The following is a 19,773-nucleotide window of genomic DNA, read 5'->3' as shown; positions in this document are numbered from 1 at the left end:
GCGATGCTTGCCGTGCGTCAGGCGGATTGCGCCACGCCGCCTTCTTCGCGATAGATGAACAGCGGCTTGTCGCCCTTCTCGATCACCTTCTCGTCCACCACCACCTTTTCGACGTCCTGCATCGACGGCAGCTCGTACATGGTGTCGAGCAGCGCGCGCTCCAGAATCGAGCGCAGGCCGCGGGCGCCGGTCTTGCGGACCAAAGCCTGCTTGGCGATCACGCGCAGCGCCGACGGACGAACCTCCAGCTCCACCGACTCCATCGAGAACAGCTTTTCGTACTGCTTGATCAGCGCGTTCTTCGGTTGCGTCAGGATGGAAACCAGCGCTTCCTCGTCCAGCTCTTCCAGCGTGGCCACCACCGGCAGACGGCCGATCAGCTCCGGAATCAGGCCGAAACGGATGATGTCCTGCGGCTCCACTTCCTGGAACAGCTTGGTCAGGCTCTTGCCGTCGTCCCTGGAGGACACTTCGGCGCCGAAGCCAATGCCGCCCTTTTCGGAACGCTGGCGGATGATCTTGTCCAGACCATCGAAAGCGCCGCCGCAAATGAACAGGATGTTGGTGGTGTCCACCTGGATGAATTCCTGGTTCGGATGCTTGCGGCCGCCCTGCGGCGGAACCGATGCCACCGTGCCCTCGATCAGCTTCAGCAAGGCTTGCTGCACGCCCTCGCCCGATACGTCCCGGGTGATGGACGGGTTTTCCGACTTGCGCGAAATCTTGTCGATCTCGTCGATGTAGACGATGCCGCGCTGGGCTTTTTCCACATCGTAATCGCACTTCTGCAGCAGCTTCTGGATGATGTGCTCCACATCCTCGCCCACATACCCCGCCTCGGTCAGCGTGGTGGCGTCGGCGATGACGAAGGGCACGTCCAGCAGGCGCGCCAGCGACTGGGCCAGCAGCGTCTTGCCGGAACCCGTGGGGCCGATCAACATGATGTTGCTCTTGGCCAGCTCCACGTCGTCCTTGCTCGACTTGCTGTACAGGCGCTTGTAGTGGTTGTACACCGCCACCGACAAGGTCTTCTTGGCGAATTCCTGGCCGATGATGTACTGATCCAGGTCGGCGCGGATTTCCTGCGGCGTCGGCAACGGACGGTCGGAAGAGGCGCCGGCGACGTCATCGACGCCCACGCCCTTTTCCAGCTCCTCGCGGATGATGTCGTTGCACAGCTCGACGCACTCGTTGCAGATATACACCTGCGGACCGGCGATCAGCCGCTGCACCTCATGCTGGCTCTTTCCGCAGAAAGAGCAGTAGAGGAGCTTCTCATTGCTGTTTTTCTCAGCCATTAGCCCATTCCACTACTTAGGCCGTCACGTCCCGGCGGGAAGACAGCACTTTATCGATCATACCGTAGGCGCGGGCCTCTTCGGCGGACATGAAGTTGTCGCGCTCGGTATCGGACTGCACCCGCTCCAGCGCCTGGCCGGAATGCTTGGCCAACAGCTCGTTCATCTTGGCCTTCACCTTGACCAGCTCGCGGGCATGGATCTCGATGTCGGTCACCTGGCCGGACAAGCCGCCGCCATACAACAGCGGCTGGTGGATCATGACGCGGCTGTTTTCCAGCGCGAAGCGCTTGCCGTGGGTGCCCGCCGCCAGCAGGAAGGCGCCCATGCTGGCCGCCTGCCCGATGCACAGCGTGGAAACGTCCGGCTTGATGAAGTTCATCGTATCGTAGATCGACATGCCGGCGGTTATCGAGCCGCCCGGCGAGTTGATGTAGAAATGGATGTCCTTATCCGGATTTTCCGACTCCAGGAACAGCATCTGCGCCACCACCAGGTTGGCCGATTCATCCGTGACCGGGCCCACCAGGAAGACGATGCGCTCCTTCAAGAGGCGCGAGTAGATGTCGTAGGCGCGCTCGCCACGACCGCTCTGTTCCACCACCATGGGCACGAGGCCCAGTCCTTGCGGATCCATCATAGATTTCATCGGCCACTCCAGGTTGGTTATCAGGCTTGGTTGCCCATCAGTTCGTCGAAGGACAAGTCCTTAGCTACAACATTGGCCTGAGACAGCACAAATTCAACCACGTTGTCTTCCAGGACCATGGAGGTCGGGCCTTCGAGGCGGTCGGCGCTCTCGTAGTACCAGGCCAGCACGTCTTCCGGCTGCTCGTAGCTGTCGGCGAATTCGACGATCATGGCGCGAACCTGTTCCGGCTTGGCTTCCAGCTTGTTGGCTTCCACGATTTCGGACAGGATCAGGCCCAGCTTCACGCGGCGTTCGGCTTGAGCGGTGAACAGTTCCGGCGGGAACGGCATGTCTTTTACGTTCATGCCGCGTTGTTGCATTTCGCGACGAGCTTGCTCGACCAGACGGCCGATTTCCAGGCCGACCAGCGCCTTCGGCAGTTCCAGTTCGGTGGCGTCGATCAGCGCTTGCATCACGTTTTCCTTGATGCGGGCCTGCAGACGGCGCTTCACTTCGCGCTCGACGTTCTTGCGGATTTCGCCGCGCATTTTTTCCACGTCGCCTTCGGCGATGCCCAGGGTCTTGGCGAACGCTTCGTCCACTTCCGGCAGCACGGCTTCAGCCACGTTCTTCACCAGGATTTCGAACACGGCGGTCTTGCCGGCCACGTCCTTGCCATGGTAGTCAGCCGGGAAGTTCACTTCCACGCTCTTGATGTCGCCTTCCTTGGCGCCGATCACGCCGGCTTCGAATTCCGGCAGCATCTGGCCTTGGCCCAGCACGAAGGGGAAGTTCTCGGAGGAACCGCCTTCGAAGGCCACGCCGTCGATGGCGCCCTTGAAGTCGATGATCACGCGGTCGCCTTCGGCGGCTTCGCGCTCAACGCGGTTGAAACGGGTGCGCTGCTTGCGCAGGATGTCGATGGTCTTTTCGATTTCGGCGTCGCCGACGGCTACGGCCGGCTTCTCGATTTCCTTGCCAACCAGCTCGCCGACCTTCACTTCCGGGTAGATTTCGAAAGTAGCGGCGAACTTGAAGCTTTCCTTGTCGTCGCCAGCGGCAACCGGCTCGAAGCGCGGATAGCCGGCCACGCGCAGCTTCTGCTCGGTCACAGCCTGGTAGAAGCCTTGTTGAACCTGCTCACCCATCACTTCTTCACGCACCTGGGCGCCGTAGTTCATTTCCACGATCTTCAGCGGAGCCTTGCCCGGGCGGAAACCTTGAATCTTGGCGCCGCGAGCCACGCGCTTCAGGCGTTCGCCCACTTGCGCTTCGATGGCGGCCATCGGCAGGGCGATATTCATGCGGCGTTCAAGATTGCTCAGAGTTTCCAGCTGTACTTGCATGTCAATTCCTTCAAAGGTGACGGGTTGATGTCATCTGGGACGGTACGACGCCCGATCCGCCCGGGCTTTCTGCCCAAGGGCGGCGAATCGGACGCTGCGCGGAGTTACACCACGCACCCAACGAAACAAAGAGTATATCACGCGCCGCGCCCTTGTCTGCACTTGCAAGGGCGCGGGTTTCGCCGGCCTCGCCCCGGGATGTTTCCCCTCGCCAGAGCGCCGCGAAAAGCGCCGCGCCTTGCGCCTTGATATTCCTAAGCTTTTCCCGCCGCCCGGCCATGCCTCGCCTCATCATCTGTTATCATGAGAGTTTCATGCCATACACCGGCAATCGCCCGCCTTTCCATTCATAAAGAATGAAACGCGCGCCGCCAACCGCATCGCCCAGGGACATACCGTGAACAACACCGCCCGCTTGCTGCCCGCCATCGCCCTTTTCGCCTCGCTGTCCGTTTCGGCCGGCGTGGCCACTTTCAGCCCGCAAGGCGAGATCAAGGAAGCCAGCCAGATACGCGCCACCTTTTCCGACAGCATGATCGCGCTGGGCAACAGCGCCGCGCCCGCTCCCTTCAGCTGGAACTGCAAGCTGGCGGGCAAGGACCATTGGGTGGATGACAAAACCTGGGCGCTGGACCTGGCCGCCAGCCCTGCCGCCAATACCGACTGCCGCTTCACCCTCAAGCCCGGCCTGAAAGATGCCCAGGGCAAGGCCGTGAGCGGCCCCGTCTTCCGCTTTTTCACCGGCCAGCCCGTCATCACCGACCACTGGCCATCGTCCGACCGCATCGAAGAAGACCAGGCTTTCGCGCTGCGCCTCAATGCCGTCGGCGTGTCGGCCGCTTCGCTGTACTGCCAGTCCTCCAGCCTGCCTGAGCGCATTCCGGTTGAACCGCTGCCGGCGGCGGACCGCGCGGCCTTGCTCAAGCATCTGGACCTGCAAAAAGACGCGGCCCGCGTGCTGACCGTGCGTTGCGCCCAGCGCCTGGCGCCGGACAGCAAGCTCGCCTTGATCCATCCGCGCGGCAGCGCCAAACCGGACAAGCTGAACTTCCATGTGCGCCCGGCCTTCAGCGCGGCCATGAGCTGCGAGCGCGCCAGCGCCAAAGGTCCATGCATACCGTTCAAGCCCATCACGCTGAATTTCAGCTCGCCGGTGCCCGCCAAGCAGGCCATGGCCATCCGCCTCAGCGGCGGCGGCGCCGAGCGCGCGCCGCAAGCGCAGGGCCGCAACAAGGGCGAGCCGATGGACAGCGTCAGCTTCGCCCCGCCTTTCCCGGCGCTGGAGACGCTGAGCCTGAAACTGCCGAATGATCTGCGCGACGAAGTGGACCGCCCCCTCGTCAACGCGGCGCGCTTCCCGCTGGATGTCAAAATGGGCGATTATCCGCCGCTGGCCAAGTTCTCGGCCGCGCCCTTCGGCATCATAGAGTCCGGCGCGGACGCCTCGCTGCCGATCACGCTGCGCGGCGTGGAGGCCAATCTCAAAATCCAGTCGATACAGCTGGGCGGCCAGGCGCTGCGGCTGAACCGCGACGCCGATATGATGGTTTGGCTGGCCAAGGTGCAGCGCTACCATGAAAGCGCCCTGCCCGCAGGCAAGGACAAAACCATTGAGAGCCGCCGCCTGTCGCTGCTGAACAAGAACCGCGACGCCCAGCCGCTGAAACTGCCGACCCAGCCGGACAAAAACGGCAAGTGGCCGTTCGAGGTGGTGGGCATACCGCTGCCCAAGCCCGGCCTCTACGTGGTGGAAGTCTCGTCGCGCCTGCTGGGCAAATCGCTGCTGGGCGCTGACAAGCCCATGTATGTGCGCACCGCCGCCCTGGTCACCAATATGGCCGTCCACCTGAAGAAATCGGGCGAAAACGCCGCTGTTTGGGTTACCCGGCTGGACAACGGCAAACCGGTGCCCAACGCCGCCATCCATGTCTACAACTGCCAGGGCGCGGCGCTGTGGAGCGGCAAGGCAGACAAGAGCGGCATCGCCGCCATTCCGGCCAAGCTGGACCCAGGCAGCTGCAGCGGCCAGGACGAGGAACTGTCCGGCCTGTTCGTCACCGCCCGCGCCAAAGACGACCGCGGCAATGACGACGTCTCTTTCGTCCGCTCCGGCTGGAACCGCGGCATAGAGTCCTGGCGCTTCCCCTTCCCCACGCAATGGGGCGACAACCCGTCCATCCTGGCGCACACCATCCTGGACAGGCCGCTGTTCCGCGCCGGCGAAACCGTATCGATGAAACACTTGTTGCGGGTGCAAGGCGGCAAGGGGCTGAGCATGCTCAAGCCCGGCCAGCTGCCGCAGCAGCTGCGCATCATCCACGACGGCAGCGGCGACGAAGTCACCCTGCCGCTGACCTGGCGCGCCGGCCGCTACGCCGAAACCAGCTACGCCATCCCCAAGGAGGCCAAGCTGGGCGAATACACGCTCTACCTGGAGCGCAAGGCCGCGCGCGGCCCGGACGACAAGGACAAGCCGGCCAGCCCGGAGCTGGATGGCTATTCGCTGCATAGCGGCGGCTTCCGGGTGGAGGAATTCCGCCTGCCGGTGATGACCGGCCGCATCTTCAGCGCCAAGGGCGCCAATATCGCGCCCAAGCAGCTGCCGCTGAGCGTGGCCATGGCCTGGGGCAATGGCGGCCCGGCCAAGGATTGGCCGGTGGAAGTCAGCGCCATGCTGTCCGACAGCTATACCCGCCACAAGGAATACGAGGGTTTCAGCTTCTCGCCGCCGCAAGCGGAACAAGACAAACGCGAAGCGTCGCTGGACGGCAAGGTGGTGCTGGACAAGGCCGCGCTGAAACTGGACGCCAACGGCAACGGCAAGGTGGCGATAGACAAGCTGCCTGCGCTGGACCGCCGCTACGACCTGGTGACCGAGGCCGCCTATCGCGACCCCAATGGCGAAACCCAAACCATCAGCCGCCGCATCGCGCTGTGGCCGTCGGCGCTGCAAGTGGGCGTCAGCGTGGACAGCTGGATCACCGCCGGCCGCTCGCTGCAGCTCAAGGCCGTGGTGCTGGACACCGCCGGCAAGCCGGTGGCCGGCAAGGACGTCAAGATCACCCAGCGCGAACACCGCTACCTGTCCACCCGCAAACGGCTGGTGGGCGGCTTCTACGCCTGGGACAGCAATGAAGAAACCGAGGACAAGGGCAAGGTCTGCAGCGGCACCTCCGACGCCCGCGGCCTGGTGTTCTGCGACATCAGCCTGAAAGACGCCGGCGACATGGAGCTGATCGCCGAGGCCAAGGACGAGCAAGGCAACGCCGCCCGCGCCTCGCAATCAGTGTGGGTCAGCCGCCAGGACGAGCTGTGGTTCGACGCCGACAATAACGACCGCATCGACATCCTGGCCGAGAAAACCAGTTACCAGCCCGGCGAAACCGCCCGCTTCCAGGTGCGCATGCCCTTCCGCAAAGCCACCGCCTGGCTGGCCATCGAACGCGAAGGCATACTGGAAACCCGCGTGGTGGAGCTGGAAGGCAAGAACCCCACCATCGAATTGAAAGTGCAGCCGGACTGGACGCCCAATGTCTACGTGTCGGTGCTGGCGGTGCGCGGCCGCGTCCGCGACGTGCCCTGGTATTCCTTCTTCACCTGGGGCTGGAAGAGCCCGTCCGAATGGTGGGACGCCTATTGGAACGAAGGCGGCGACTACGCGCCGCCGACGGCGATGGTTGACCTGTCGCGCCCTGCCTTCAAATACGGCATCGCCGAGATTCAAGTGGGCGACGCCGCCAAACGGCTGAACGTGACCGTATCGCCGGCCAAGAAAACTTATGGCATCCGCGAAACCGCCGAAGTCGCCATCCAAGTGAAGCTGCCCAATGGCAAGCCGGCCCCCGCCGGCACCGAGGTGGCGTTCGCCGCGGTGGACGAGGCGCTGCTGGAGTTGCAGCCCAACCATAGCTGGGAGCTGATGCAGGCCATGTACCAGCGCCACAGCTATGGCGTGGAAACCGCCACCGCCCAGCTGGAAGTGGTGGGCAAACGCCATTACGGCCGCAAATCGCTGCCGCCCGGCGGCGGCGGCGGCAAGGCGCCCACCCGCGAATTGCTGGACACGCTGCTGCTCTGGCAACCCAGCGTGAAACTGGACGCCAATGGCAGCGCCCGCGTCAAAGTGACCATCAACGACGCCCTCACCCGCTTCCGCCTGGTGGCGGTGGCCGATGTCGGCAATGAATTGTTCGGCACCGGCGAGGCCGGCTTCAATGTCACCCAGGACTTGCAGCTGAGCTCCGGGCTGCCGCCGCTGGCGCGCGAAGGCGACCAGTTCCAGGCCAGCGTCACCGTCCGCAACGGCGGCGACAAGGCGCTGAAGATCAAGGTGTCCGCCAGCGCGCCCGGTCTGCCGGCGTTGCCCGCCCGCGAGCTGACGCTTCCGGTCGGCGAAGCCCGCCCCGTCAACTGGCCCGTCACCGTGCCGGAAGGCGTCAAGGAGCTGAAGTGGACCTTCTCCGCCCAGCAAGTGGACGGCAAGGCCGCCGACAAGCTGGCGATCAGCCAGCCAATCGATCCTGCCGTGCCGGTGACGGTGGAGCAAGCCACCCTGCAGCGCGTATCGCCCGATCTGGCCATCCCGGTCGCGCCGCCGCCGGGCGCGCTGCCGGGCCGCGGCGGCATCCGCGTCAGCCTGCAGGCCAAGCTGGGCAATAGCCTGCCCGCCGTGCGCCGCTGGTTTGAAGACTACCCTTATGCCTGCCTGGAGCAGCGCACTTCCGTCTCGCTGGGCCTGGCCGACGCCAAACGCTGGAGCCAGTTAATGAGCGAGTTGCCGCTCTACATCGACGGCAACGGTCTGGCGGCCTACTTCCCGCTGCCGGAAGGCGCGGCAGACCGCGGCAGCGATGTGCTGACCAGCTATTTGCTATCCGTCGCCAATGAAGCCGGCATAGACATCCCGGACAGCCCTCGCGGCAAGATGCTGGATGGCCTGTCCGCCTTTGTCGAAGGCAAGCTCAAGCGCGAACTGCCCATTGGCCGCCAAGACGCCGATGCCCGCAGGCTGGCCGCCCTGGACGCCCTGTCGCGCTACGGCCGCTTCCGCCCGGCCATGCTGGACGCGCTGGACCCGAACCCGCAGAAGATGAGCACCGCCATGCTGGTGGATTGGCTGTCGCTGCTGAACCGCGCCGCGGACATTCCGCAGCGCGCCAGCCGCATCACAGAAGCATCCAACCTGCTGCGCGCCCGCCTCACCTATCAAGGCACCAAAATGAACTTCAGCACCGAAGCTGAAGATTACGCCTGGTGGCTGATGGGCAGCGGCGACGTCAATGCCGCCAAGCTGCTGCTGACAGCCCGCAAGCTGCCGGATTGGCAAGCCGACATGCCGCGCCTGCTGACCGGCTTGTTGGCGCGGCAACAGAAAGGCCATTGGGGCACCACCACGGCCAATCTGTGGGGCTCGCTGGCCGTGGCGCAGTTCTCGCGCCAGTTCGAAACCACGCCGGTCGGCGGCCAGACTCGCGCCCAGCTTGGCGCGAACAATCTGAGCCTGACCTGGCCGCAAGAAGGCATCAAGCAATTGGGCCTGCTGCCCTGGCCGGCCGCGCCTGGCAGCCTGCAGCTCAAGCATGCCGGTGCCGGAGCGCCCTGGGCCACCATCCAGGCCGAAGCCGCCATCCCGCTGAAGACCTCGCGCTACGCCGGCTACAGCGTCAAGAAAACGCTAACGCCAGTCAGCCAGAAGACGCCGGGCCAATACCAGCCAGGCGACGTGGTGAAAGTGACGCTGGACATCCGCGCCCAAAGCGATATGAGCTGGGTGGTGGTGGATGATCCAGTGCCGGCCGGCGCGAGCATCCAGGGCAGCGGCCTGGGCCGCGACTCGGCCATCGACACCAAGGACGGCAATGGCGGCGACTACGCCGACTACATCGAACGCCGCTTCGCCGGCTACCGCGCCTACTACAGCTACGTGCCGCGCGGCGAGCTGAAGGTGGAATACACGATGCGCTTGAACAATGTCGGCGCCTTCAAGCTGCCGCCGACCCGCGTCGAGGCGATGTACGCGCCGGAGGTGTTCGGGATGGCGCCGAACGGGGTGTTCAAAGTGACAGACGGGAAGTGAGGCGAACCGCCCCTCTTCGCGATGAAGAGGGGCCTGTCCCACCTAGCCACCAATTCGTTTAGCATGGCATCAAAAAAACCAATGCATTCATATCAACCACCATAATTTAATATTATTAAATCAAAACCTCTGCATAACTCATTCAGACACAAAAACAAGGAGAAAAAATGGCAAACTTACTAGACTGGAATACACTAGACCACAAAGTTAAAGCCTACCTAGACCCTGAAAATGGCATAGATATCCCACAAAAAGCATTCCCAATACTAATGATCGCAAGCATCCTTAGCATTTCTGACGAAGAGGCTGAAGACTCTATAACTGACGGGTCAATGGATCGAGGTGTTGATGCTGTATTCGTAGATGATCGCGATGGAAGAAATTCAATTCACATATTTCAATTCAAGTATGTTGAAAATTTTGAAAACACAAAGAAGAATTTCCCAAGCGGGGAAATAGATAAACTCGTCTCATTCTTTGACGATCTTTTAGATTTAAACAAATCTCTAGAAACAACATGCAACCCAATACTATGGAACAAAGTAAAAGAAATGTGGGTTGCACTCAACAAACCATCACCATCGATTGAGGTTCATTTTTGCGGCAACACCCTTCCCATGCAGGAAAATGAAAGAGAGCGCGCAAACAACTCTCTAGGGAAATTCAAATATTTCAACGTACACCACCATAGCCTTGACTCGATAGTTGAATTATTTGTAGACAAAAAAGCCGCACTAATAAGTGATCAAATACAGATCGTAGACAAAGACTATTTTGACCGGACAGACGGAAGCATTAGAGGGCTAATCTGTACTGTTGAAGCAAGCGAAATAGTTCGCCTAATAAAAAATCCAGCCGACCCCAACCAAGTTCGAAAAGAGATATTTAACGACAACGTACGAGTATACCTGAGCAGAACAAACAAAATAAACAGAAGCATTATTGAAACAGCTCTATCTGATGACAGCCCATTGTTTTGGTATTTGAACAACGGAATAACTATAACATGCGACTCATTCTCTTACACCAAAGGGAAAAGAGCCCCAACAGTTGAATTAAAAAACATACAAATCGTAAATGGCGGACAAACATCCAATGCTCTATTTGAAGCAAGCCAAACATCACCAGAAAAACTCGAAGACGTACTAATCCTTGTCAGAATAATTGAAACCAAATCACAACCGGTCAGCCTTGCGATTGCCGAATCGACAAACAGCCAAACCCCGATAAAAAGCAGAGACCTTCGCTCAAATGATACGATACAAAAGAAATTAGAAGAAGCTTTTGAAAGCATGGGGCTTTATTACGAAAGAAAAAATAGTCAATTTTCAGGACAGCCAAAAAATCTACGCATAGATGCATTAAGCGCAGGACAAGCACACCTTGCCTATGGCATAGATCTACCTGAAGTTGCAAAAAAAGATCGTGGCCGAATTTTCTCGGATCTATACGACCAAGTATTCACCGAAGAGCTAGTTGCAGATGAACTACTTGCCGCAGTAAAAGTTCTTGAAGTCATAGAGTCTAAGAAAAAGCTCTTACAAGCAGCCATCCGAAGACAAGATGAATTTAATAAAAATGAAATGTTCCTAATTGATGGGGCCTATCATGTATTATTTGCCATCGGTCAAATTTGCGATGTAAAAAATATAAACAGGCTAAATTACACAGAAGCTATAAAAATCATGCCTGCCGCAATAGAAAGCATTGCAACTCTGGTTAACGAAGCCCAGCAGAAAGATGCAGGATTTTCATTCAATAGATATTTTAAAGATGCCCGAACAAAAACAAAGATTGCATCGCACATTCAAAACCTAGCAAAGTCTTGGCCCCCAATCAACCAATAACTACTAAATGCCTTGCCCAGCATTTATTGCCGGGCAAAGCATCTAGTGCGCATCAACAGTAAGATTACAAATGGACTTGCCATACAGTCCCACCCTCTACGCCTATAAGACCTTACAATACTTCTATCCGCAACTAGAGAAGCGCCCAAGTGATTCGCCTTAATACCCTCTGCATCATCTTCGCCCTCTTCACTCTCTTCGTCATACCCGCCTGCGCACAGCCATCCTTCTCGGAAGTGAAAGCGGCGTGGAAACCATCAGACGCGGTGCTGCTGGACCGCCATGGCGCGACGCTGCAGCGCATCCGCGTGGACAAACAGGCGCGTCGGCAAGATTGGGTCAGCCTGGCCGATACCTCCCCGGCCTTCCGCCACGCGCTGGTGCTGTCCGAGGACAAACGCTTTTATCAGCACAGCGGCGTGGACTGGTCCGGCGTGGCGGCAGCGGCCTGGGGCAATTTGTGGAACACCCGCACCCGCGGCGCGTCCACGCTGACCATGCAATTGGCCGGCCTGCTGGACAATGACCTGAAAGCGGCGAAAGGCGGCCGCAGCCTGTGGCAGAAAATGGGGCAGAGCTGGTCCGCCGCCTGGCTGGAGCAGCACTGGAGCAAGGCGCAGATTCTGGAGGCCTACCTCAATCTGGTGGGCTTCCGCGGCGAATTGGTCGGGCTGTCCGCGCTGTCGTCCACCTTGTTCGGCAAGCTGCCCTCAGGCATGAATCTGGAAGAATCCGCCATCGCGGTGGCGCTGATCCGCGCGCCGTCGGCCGCGCCGGAAAAAGTGGGCGAACGCGCCTGCCGCATCCTGCGCGACATGGGCCGCCAGGCCGATTGCAAGGTGGTGGCCATGCATGCGCTGCAGGCGCTGGCTCGCAGCCGCGCCGCCAATCCGCTGGCGGAGCAAGATGCGCCGCACTTCGCGCAAAAATTGATGCAGGCGGGCAAGCTGAAGGCCGGCGACAGAATACAGACCACGCTGGACTTGCCGCTACAACGCTTCGCCGCCGCGGCCTTGCGCCGCCACCTGGCCGCGCTGGCGCAGCGCAATGTGCAGGACGGCGCGCTGGTGGTGCTGGACAACCCCAGCGGCGACATCCTCGCCTGGGTGGGCTCCAGCGGCCAGGGCCTGTCCAACGCCGCCCAGGTGGATGGCGTCACCGCCTTGCGCCAGGCTGGCTCCACCCTCAAGCCCTTCCTCTATCAGATGGCGCTGGAAAAGCATTATCTGACCGCCGCCTCGCTGCTGGACGACGGCCCCCTGGATTTGCAAACCGGCGCCGGCCTGTACGCGCCGCAAAACTACTCCAAAGACTTCAAAGGCCTGGTTCCCGTGCGCACCGCGCTGGCCTCTTCGCTCAATATCCCGGCGGTGCGGACCATAGAAATGGTCACCCCCAACGCCCTGCGCGACCGGCTGCTCAAGCTGGGCTTCAACAGCCTGACCGAGGACGGCGACTACTACGGCTACAGCCTGGCGCTGGGCGCGGCCGACATCCGCCTGCTCGATCTGGCCAATGCCTATCGCACCCTGGCCAACCAAGGCCTGGCCAGCCCGCCGCGCTGGACGCAAGCCGACGCCAAGCCCAAGCCGGTACGACAGCTGGACGCTGCCAGCAGCTTCATCATCGCCGACATCCTGTCCGACCGCGCCGCCCGCGCCCTCACCTTCGGCCTGGAAAGCGCGCTGTCCACCCGCTATTGGAGCGCGGTGAAAACCGGCACCAGCAAGGACATGCGCGACAACTGGGCGGTGGGCTTCTCCCGCCGCTTCACCGTGGCCGTCTGGGTGGGCAATGCCGCCGGCGAGCCGATGTGGGACGTCTCCGGCATGCATGGCGCGGCGCCGGTCTGGCAGACGGTGCTGGACCGCGCCCAGTCGGCCGCGCCGCCGCTTCCGCCTCCCTTGCCGCCTGCCGGCCTGGTCCGCCAGCGAGTGCGCTATCAAGGCGAGGTGGCGGCCAGCCGGATGGAGTGGTTTCTGCCCGGCACGCAGCGGGCGCTGATTGTGGCGCAGAAGTCCGCCGCCGATCTGCCGCCCGGCATTGCCGCCCCGGTAGACGGCAGCGTCTTCGCGCTCGATCCCGATGTCCCGCCAGCGAATCAGCGGCTGGTGCTGCGCGCGCGCGGCATCGCCTCCGCGCAATGGTGGCTGGATGGCAAAAGGCTGGGCGCGGGGGCGGAGCTCGCCTGGTTCCCCTGGCCGGGCCGGCATAAGCTGGAGTTGAAAGGCAAGGATGGCAAAACCGTGGACAGCGTGAAATTCGAAGTACGCGGCGCCTCTTTGCGGACCAAGCCGCGCTAAGGCGCCGCGGATGGCTACTTGGCTTTGCGCTGTTGTAGAGATTGCATCAGCTGGTCGGCGCGCTCCGCCGCCGCTGTTTTCTGCTGATCCGTCAACGCTTGATAGTCCTTGGTTTTGAGGAACCAGTCGGCGCTCAAGTCGTCGCCGGAACGGCGCGCCACCAAATTCCACGCCGCCGCGTCTTCCGGCTTCTTTTCCAGCAGATAGCTTTCCGAGATCATCGCCGCCGCATGCGCGTTGCCTTGCGCATAGGCTTGCTGCAGCGCCTCTCTCGCCTCCTCGCGGTAACGGAAGCCCGGCTCGTAATCCGGCTCGCGCGGGTGGCCGTCCAGTTGGAACAGATAGCGTTCCGCCAGATGCGTCAGCGCCTGCGGATCGCCGCGGCTGGCTTGTTCCCGCAAGTCTGACAGCCGCATCCGGTAATAACGGGCATCGATCTGGTAGCCCAGTTTGCGCAATTGCAACTTGCGCGCCTTTTCCGCCGCCGTTTCTTGCGGCGCGGCCGGATTCTGGCCCTGCGGCAACGAGGACGGATCGCCGCCGACGGCGAAGCTGAAGCCTCTCTCGCCCGCCGGCGTGCCGCCCTTGCCCATCGTTCCTCCCGCCCCTCCGCTCCGCTCGGAGCCGGAACGCGCCTCTGTCCCTATCGGCGCGCCGGCTCCGTCGGAACGAACGGGCAACCAGAACCATGCCGTCGCGCCCGCTGTCCCGGCGGCCGCAAGCAATAGCAAGGTTGCCCTGTTCATCGTCAGATGCTGTTCATGCAGTTATCGAAGCCATTGGCGTAGCCATAGCGCGAATAGTAGTCGCGCTGCGACGGCGTGCCGTGCTCTTGATAGTCCGCCGCGTCCCGCGCCGAGGCGACTGCGTTCTCGATGAAGCTGGGATAGCGCAGATTGGTCTCGGCGTACTTGGCGAAGGTGCCGCCCACGCAGTCCGCCTGCAATTCCTGCATCGGGGGTTGCAGGTTGATGTTGTAGGTGAACTGCACGGTGTGGCCCCATTCATGCGCCAGGATGAACTTGGCCACATAGTTGCCATAGCTGCTCTCCTGTTGCTGCAGGAAGCCGGTGCCCACGCTGATGGTTCGCGGCCCGCACGCCATGGCGCTGGATTGAGGCTCGCCGCAAGCGTTCTGGTTGACGTAAACCGTAGGCTGCGAATACCCGCCCAGCAGGCCGCGAATCTCCTTGGCGCTGGACTGGATATAGCTATTGGTCACCGGCATGGCCAAAGCGAACGGCGCTTGACCAACCAAGGCGGCGCACAGCGCGAACATCTTAATGACATTTCCCTTCATGATCTCTTCTCCTTATTTGTGTTGCATACGGAGCTTTTTTTATGATGCATGGATAGCAGAAACGGAAAGAACGCTTTTTTCTAAAAGAGCTAATCTTTATGCATATATTATGCATATGACATTTTGTAGCTTTGCAAACAAAATATCGTGAAATTCAAATGCCAAATGCCGGCCAAGGCCGGCATCTTTTCTTATCATCAGGCCGCCTGTCCCGTCGCCGCCAAGACGATCTCGCGGATGCAGACCCGCTGCGGCTGCTGGTAGGCATAGGCGATGGCATGCGCCACATCATCCGCTGCCAGCACGCCGCCCATCTGCTGCTTCCACTCCTGATAGCCGGCCTTGATCGCCTCGCTGGTGGTGTGGCCCAGCAGCTCGGTCTCCACCGCGCCCGGCGCGATGGTGATCACGCGCACGCCCTTGGCCGACACTTCCTCGCGCAGGTTTTCCGAAATGGCATGCACCGCGAACTTGGTGCCGCAATAGGCCACGTGATTGGGGAAAGTCTTGCGCCCGGCGATGGAGCTGATATTGACGATGGTGCCGCGGCCCCGCGCCACCATGCCGGCCAGCACGGCGTGAATGCCGTTGAGCAGGCCCTTCACGTTCACGTCCAGCATGCGCTGCCATTCATCCGGATCCTGGGCGGCCATTTCGCCCAGCAACATCACGCCGGCGTTATTGATGATGGCGTCGGCCGGACCAAATTGGGCCTCGGCCTCGGCCAGCGCGCTCAGCACGGCGTCGCGATCGGTGATGTCCACTTGGCGGCACAAGGCATTGGGCAGTTCCAGCGCCTCCAGGCGGTCTACGCGGCGCGCCAGCAGCAACAGCGGATGGCCTGCCTGCGAAAACAGTTTGGCGGCGGCGGCGCCGATGCCGGAGCTGGCGCCGGTGATGACGATGAGAGGCTGAGTCATGGATGTTCTCCTTCCATAAAAAATATCGATACAAAACGGATGCCACGCAGTATATTGGCGCTGAAACCGCCTGAAAAATGATTAAATTCTCTAACTGCCATCGATAATTTCTATGGATATCCGCCAACTCAAAGCCTTCGTCGCCGTATTCGAGGAGCGCAGCATCACCGTGGCGGCGCAGCGGCTCTTCGTCACCCAGCCCACGCTGTCCGTCACCATCCGCCAGTTGGAAGAATCGCTGGGCGTCGCCTTGTTCCAGCGCCTGCCGCGCGGGGTGGACGTCAGCGACGAGGCCCGCCTGCTTTACCCCCAGGCGCGGCGCTTGCTGGCGCAGGCGGAATCGCTGGCCGGCATGTTTCGACAAAAACTAAGCCGCCTGCCGCTGAGCTTAGGGGTAGACGCGGATGTCGGCCGCAGCCAGCTGGAAGCGTTGCTGGCTCAGGCGGCAAGCGCCGAGCCGGGCATTCTGCTGGAAGTGAGGGCGGGTTGCGTAGGCGATGTCAGATTGGCGGCCGAAGACGAACGCTGCGAGGACGAGCTGTTCCGCCCGCTATGGGAAGAGGACTTCGCGCTGGCGGTTCCCGCCGGACACGCGCTAGAGTCGGCCCGCGAAGTGGATCTGGCTCTGCTGGATGAGCCGAACTGGATCACCTGCCCCGCCCACAGCAGCCATCAACGGCTGCTGGACCTGCACGGCGGCGCGTCTCCCGCGCTGGCGGTGGCGGCGCAAGCCGGCAATCTGAGACTGGCCTCGCATATGGCCGCCGCCGGCATGGGCGTGGCGCTGCTGCCGGCATCGCTGGCGATGGAGAACCCGGCCTTGCGGGCGATCAGTTTGAAAGGCGGCACGCTGACGCGCCGGGTCGGCTTGTGCTACCCGGCGCAATCCTTGGAATTGCCTGGCTTGCAGGCGCTGATGGAAAGGCTGGACGCTTACAGCGGCAAAGGCGCCGACAAGCCGTAGTTGTAAATCAGCATGGAGGCGGTGAACAGCATCACCAGGCCGATCAAGCCATCCAGCACGCGCCAGCTGACCGGCTTTTCGAACAGCGGCGCCAGCTTGCCGGCAAACAGCCCGATGGCGCAGAACCACAGCACCGAGGCGCACAAGCTGCCCAGCAAGAAGGACAGATTAGCCTCTTCGCCGTAAACGGTGGACACGCCGCCGATCAGCACCACGGTATCCAGCCAGACATAGGGATTCAGCAGCGTCACCACCAGGATGGTGCGGATGGCGCGCTTGCGGTCGCGTTCCACGCTGCCGGCCAGCGACATTCCGCCAGCGCCCCAGGCGGCGCGGAAAGACTTGAACCCCAGCCACAAGATGAAGGCCGCGCCACCCCAGGTGACCACGCCGAGAAAGCCCGGGATGCCGGCCACTACCTTGCCCATGCCCAGCACGCCGCTGGCGATCAGCAGAATATCCGCAACGATGCAGATGGCGATGATGGGCAACACGTGGCTGCGGCCTATGCCTTGGCGCAACACGTAAGCGTTTTGCGGACCGATGCCGACGATCTGGCTGAACGAAATGCCCAGCGCCGAGAGAAACACACTGAAATTGAACACTGCCTGCTCCTGAAACATTTGCAGGCAGCTTAGCCTTGGTACAGTATTAAGTAAAACTAATAAAAATAATGTCCTATTAGCAATTCTTATACGTTAAGACTCTCGCCATGCCAGTCCTGCACCCACTGGCGGAAAGCCGAAGCCGCCAGCGGCGGCGAAATGCCGTAGCCCTGGCCGTCGTGGCAGCCGATTTCCAGCAAGCGGTTCCAGATCGCCTGGCTCTCCACCCCCTCCACCACCAGCTTGCGGCCGGTGTAGTGGGCAAAGGACACCATGCTGCGGATGATGGCTTCGTTGCCCGGCATGTCCAGCAACAATCGGACAAAGCGCTGATCGATCTTGATGGTGTCGAAAGGCAGCTGCTGCAAATGCACCAGCGAAGAAGCGCCGGTGCCGAAGTCGTCCAGCGCGATGGACAGCCCCAGGTCGCGGCAGCGCTCCAGCTTGGTCGTGATCTGCTCCGCCTCCTGTTGCGTGACGCTCTCCAACACCTCTAGCTCCAGAAAGCCGGTCGGCAGCGGATTGGCGTCCAGCAAGGCCTCCAGCGTGGGCAGGAAATCATCGTGCTTGAGCGTGCCGGAGGACAGATTGACGCTGACCGGCACCGACAAGCCCTGCTCGCGCCACTCCTTCACCTGGCGGACCGCCTCGCGCATCACCCACCAGTCCAGGTCGCGCATCAGTTCGGTATTTTCTATGGCCGGCAGGAAATCGCCCGGCGCGGCCGGCCGGCCGTCGCGCACCCAGCGCACCAGCGCCTCCGCGCCCTCGATCCGGTTGTTCAGCAGATTGATCTTGGGCTGGTAATGCAGGGCCAGCTCTCCGCGCGGAATCGCCAGCGAAAACGCGCTGCGCAGCGCATGCAGCTTTTGCAAAGCCTCGTCCATCGCCGCGTCGTAATGGCAGCAATGGCCGCCGCCGTGCTCGCGCGCGCGGTTCAACGCCAGGCCCGCGCGCCGGAGCAGCGAAGCCGCGTCGCACCAGCCTTCGGTGCTCATCACCACGCCTATGCTGCAACGCAATTCCACAATCGCGCCCATCACCTCCACCGGCATCGGCAGCCGCTGCTTCAGCGCCGACACCAAGGCCGGCAGTTGGTCTATGCGGTCGGTGCAGACAGTGAAGCGCGAAGCGCTCACCCTGCCCACATGGCCGAAGGGATAGATGGCTTGGCGCAGGCGGCGCGACACCTCGCACAGCACCATGTCGCCGCCTTCGAAACCCAATCGGGCATTGATTTCGTGAAAGCCCTCCACCGCCACCGACAGCACCGCCACCTGGCTGCCGTCATGCCGGGTCTGCAGCAAGCGGTCTATCAGCTCCTGCATCTGATCGCGGTTAGGCAGGCCGGTCAAGGCGTCATGGCGGGCCAGGAAGGCCAGCTCGTTTTCGGCTCGATGGCTGCGCTCCAGCGCGTCGTGCCGCTCCAGCGCGCGTCCCACCTCGCGCGCCATCACATCCAGCAAGGCCAGGCGCGATTGATTGAAGAAGCTAGGCTCCGCGGAATACAGCGACAAGGTTCCGACAACCTGCTGGCGCACTTGCAAAGGCGCCACCAGCGCGCTGCGCACGCCATGAAGCGCGAATAATTCGCGCCAGGGCTCCAGGGCCGGATCGGCGTAGACATCATTGGCCACTTGCAGCGCCTTGCTGCGCACCGCCCGGCCGCTCAAACCGCCGCCATACGCCTCGTCGGCGCGCACGCTGATCTGCAGCGGCGCGCGCAGCGGAACCATATCCCCCGCCGCCGCCGCTTCCAGCGAAACCTGGCCATCGTTCTGCAGGCGCCCCACCCAGGCCAAGCCCAGGCCCGCTTCGCGCACGCAAACCTCGCACACCGACTGCAGCATGGCGCGGATATCGTGGCCGTCGGCCAAGGCCATTCCCACACCGCTCAGGGTGGCGTACAGGCTGGACATCGATTGGAAATGCGCGTGCCGGTTGTCGGCCTCGCCGCGCAGAAAGCGCTGATAACCGTGGAAGGTGAGCATTTGATCGAGCTGGACGCGCTTGCGCAGCAGGCGGGATGCCTCGCGCGCGGCCTCGTCCGGCAGCACGGAAGCCGACAACGCGGACTGCAGGCTCGCTTCGGCCCGCTCATACAAGCTCAGGAGCCAGCCTATGTCCACGCCATGCCTGGCCAGAGACTCGCCGCGGGCGGCCAGCTTGCTCGCCCCGCTTTCATCCAGCGGGCGCTCGATCAGCTCCCGCCATTGCAGCAGCAATTGCTCCGCCGCCCCGCCCTGCCCAGGCGCGGCCAACTGAAAGCGCTCGGCTTCCGCCGGGCTTTTCAGCAACTGCCAGTATAATTCCTTGGCCAGCAGGGCAAACCGCGCCTGCAACGGCGCGGCGTAATTCGACAACTGAGCCAAGTGTTCATTCCGGATACCGACAAAGCGGCACATGCCAGCTAGAAGTGCCATACCATCCGTGTGCATCTTATTATCTGCGTCTGTTGCGGCCTGCGCGCCGCCCGATGATCG

At 61.8% G+C, this 19,773-nt stretch carries 12 protein-coding genes; 4 read left to right on the top strand and 8 right to left on the bottom strand.

All coding sequences use genetic code 11. The features are described 5' to 3' along the window. Positions 1-17: 17 nt before the first annotated feature. Genes clpX through tig form a run of 3 tightly spaced genes read right to left on the bottom strand, consistent with a single transcriptional unit; the run spans position 18 to position 3,275 of the window. On the bottom strand, positions 18-1,298 hold the full coding sequence (gene clpX / locus NKT35_RS16955) for an ATP-dependent Clp protease ATP-binding subunit ClpX (RefSeq protein WP_254295140.1): 1,281 nt from the start codon (positions 1,296-1,298) through the stop codon (positions 18-20). Between the two features lie 16 nt (positions 1,299-1,314). Then, the gene (gene clpP, locus NKT35_RS16950; protein ID WP_305883439.1) at positions 1,315-1,947 is read right to left on the bottom strand and encodes an ATP-dependent Clp endopeptidase proteolytic subunit ClpP; all 633 of its coding nucleotides are present in this window, start codon (positions 1,945-1,947) and stop codon (positions 1,315-1,317) included. 20 nt (positions 1,948-1,967) lie between these two features. After that, complete coding sequence (tig, locus tag NKT35_RS16945) at positions 1,968-3,275, bottom strand: trigger factor (protein WP_254295138.1); 1,308 nt, start codon at positions 3,273-3,275, stop codon at positions 1,968-1,970. Between the two features lie 397 nt (positions 3,276-3,672). On the opposite strand from tig, the gene NKT35_RS16940 reads away from it, so the two are divergent. The 3 genes from NKT35_RS16940 to pbpC all read left to right on the top strand — a co-directional run bounded on the left by NKT35_RS16940 (position 3,673) and on the right by pbpC (position 13,501). Then, on the top strand, positions 3,673-9,351 hold the full coding sequence (locus NKT35_RS16940; RefSeq protein WP_254295136.1) for an alpha-2-macroglobulin family protein: 5,679 nt from the start codon (positions 3,673-3,675) through the stop codon (positions 9,349-9,351). 167 nt (positions 9,352-9,518) lie between these two features. Continuing rightward, positions 9,519-11,198 (top strand): AIPR family protein, encoded by a 1,680-nt coding sequence (locus NKT35_RS16935; protein ID WP_254295134.1) that lies wholly within the window; start codon positions 9,519-9,521, stop codon positions 11,196-11,198. 149 nt (positions 11,199-11,347) lie between these two features. Continuing rightward, positions 11,348-13,501, top strand: coding sequence for a penicillin-binding protein 1C (gene pbpC, locus NKT35_RS16930; protein WP_254295132.1), 2,154 nt, complete (start codon positions 11,348-11,350; stop codon positions 13,499-13,501). A 14-nt stretch (positions 13,502-13,515) separates the two neighbouring features. Here the strand turns inward: pbpC and NKT35_RS16925 are convergent, their stop codons facing one another. From NKT35_RS16925 to NKT35_RS16915, 3 genes are all read right to left on the bottom strand, one after another. Next, entirely contained in the window at positions 13,516-14,247 is a 732-nt protein-coding gene (locus NKT35_RS16925) for a hypothetical protein (RefSeq protein ID WP_254295130.1), read from the bottom strand. A 2-nt stretch (positions 14,248-14,249) separates the two neighbouring features. Continuing rightward, the gene (locus NKT35_RS16920; protein WP_254295128.1) at positions 14,250-14,801 is read right to left on the bottom strand and encodes a neutral zinc metallopeptidase; all 552 of its coding nucleotides are present in this window, start codon (positions 14,799-14,801) and stop codon (positions 14,250-14,252) included. Between the two features lie 197 nt (positions 14,802-14,998). Continuing rightward, positions 14,999-15,721, bottom strand: coding sequence for an SDR family oxidoreductase (locus NKT35_RS16915; RefSeq protein WP_254295125.1), 723 nt, complete (start codon positions 15,719-15,721; stop codon positions 14,999-15,001). Positions 15,722-15,833: 112 nt separating this feature from the next. Between NKT35_RS16915 and NKT35_RS16910 the strand changes: the two genes are divergently transcribed. After that, positions 15,834-16,685, top strand: coding sequence for a LysR family transcriptional regulator (locus tag NKT35_RS16910; protein WP_254295124.1), 852 nt, complete (start codon positions 15,834-15,836; stop codon positions 16,683-16,685). Here NKT35_RS16910 and NKT35_RS16905 read toward each other — a convergent pair. Then, positions 16,655-17,290 carry a LysE/ArgO family amino acid transporter gene (locus NKT35_RS16905; protein WP_254295122.1) on the bottom strand — a complete coding sequence of 212 codons (636 nt, stop codon included), beginning with the start codon at positions 17,288-17,290 and terminating at the stop codon, positions 16,655-16,657. The two genes, NKT35_RS16910 and NKT35_RS16905, sit on opposite strands and share 31 nt — an antisense overlap. An 86-nt stretch (positions 17,291-17,376) precedes the next feature. After that, positions 17,377-19,713 (bottom strand): EAL domain-containing protein, encoded by a 2,337-nt coding sequence (locus tag NKT35_RS16900; RefSeq protein WP_505190922.1) that lies wholly within the window; start codon positions 19,711-19,713, stop codon positions 17,377-17,379. Positions 19,714-19,773: the final 60 nt, after the last annotated feature.

Origin of the sequence: Chromobacterium sp. IIBBL 290-4 (assembly GCF_024207115.1) — a bacterium.
Classification (GTDB): Bacteria; Pseudomonadota; Gammaproteobacteria; order Burkholderiales; family Chromobacteriaceae; genus Chromobacterium.
Note: the sequence above shows the minus strand (reverse complement) of the source record. Positions and strands in the feature narration are given on the sequence as shown.

Coding starts and splice junctions, on each gene's coding strand:
- clpX (WP_254295140.1), bottom strand. CDS start 1,298: ATGGCTGAGAAAAACAGCAATGAGAAGCTCCTCTACTGCTCTTTCTGC.
- clpP (WP_305883439.1), bottom strand. CDS start 1,947: ATGAAATCTATGATGGATCCGCAAGGACTGGGCCTCGTGCCCATGGTG.
- tig (WP_254295138.1), bottom strand. CDS start 3,275: ATGCAAGTACAGCTGGAAACTCTGAGCAATCTTGAACGCCGCATGAAT.
- NKT35_RS16935 (WP_254295134.1), top strand. CDS start 9,519: ATGGCAAACTTACTAGACTGGAATACACTAGACCACAAAGTTAAAGCC.
- NKT35_RS16925 (WP_254295130.1), bottom strand. CDS start 14,247: ATGAACAGGGCAACCTTGCTATTGCTTGCGGCCGCCGGGACAGCGGGC.
- NKT35_RS16920 (WP_254295128.1), bottom strand. CDS start 14,801: ATGAAGGGAAATGTCATTAAGATGTTCGCGCTGTGCGCCGCCTTGGTT.
- NKT35_RS16915 (WP_254295125.1), bottom strand. CDS start 15,721: ATGACTCAGCCTCTCATCGTCATCACCGGCGCCAGCTCCGGCATCGGC.
- NKT35_RS16910 (WP_254295124.1), top strand. CDS start 15,834: ATGGATATCCGCCAACTCAAAGCCTTCGTCGCCGTATTCGAGGAGCGC.
- NKT35_RS16900 (WP_505190922.1), bottom strand. CDS start 19,713: ATGGCACTTCTAGCTGGCATGTGCCGCTTTGTCGGTATCCGGAATGAA.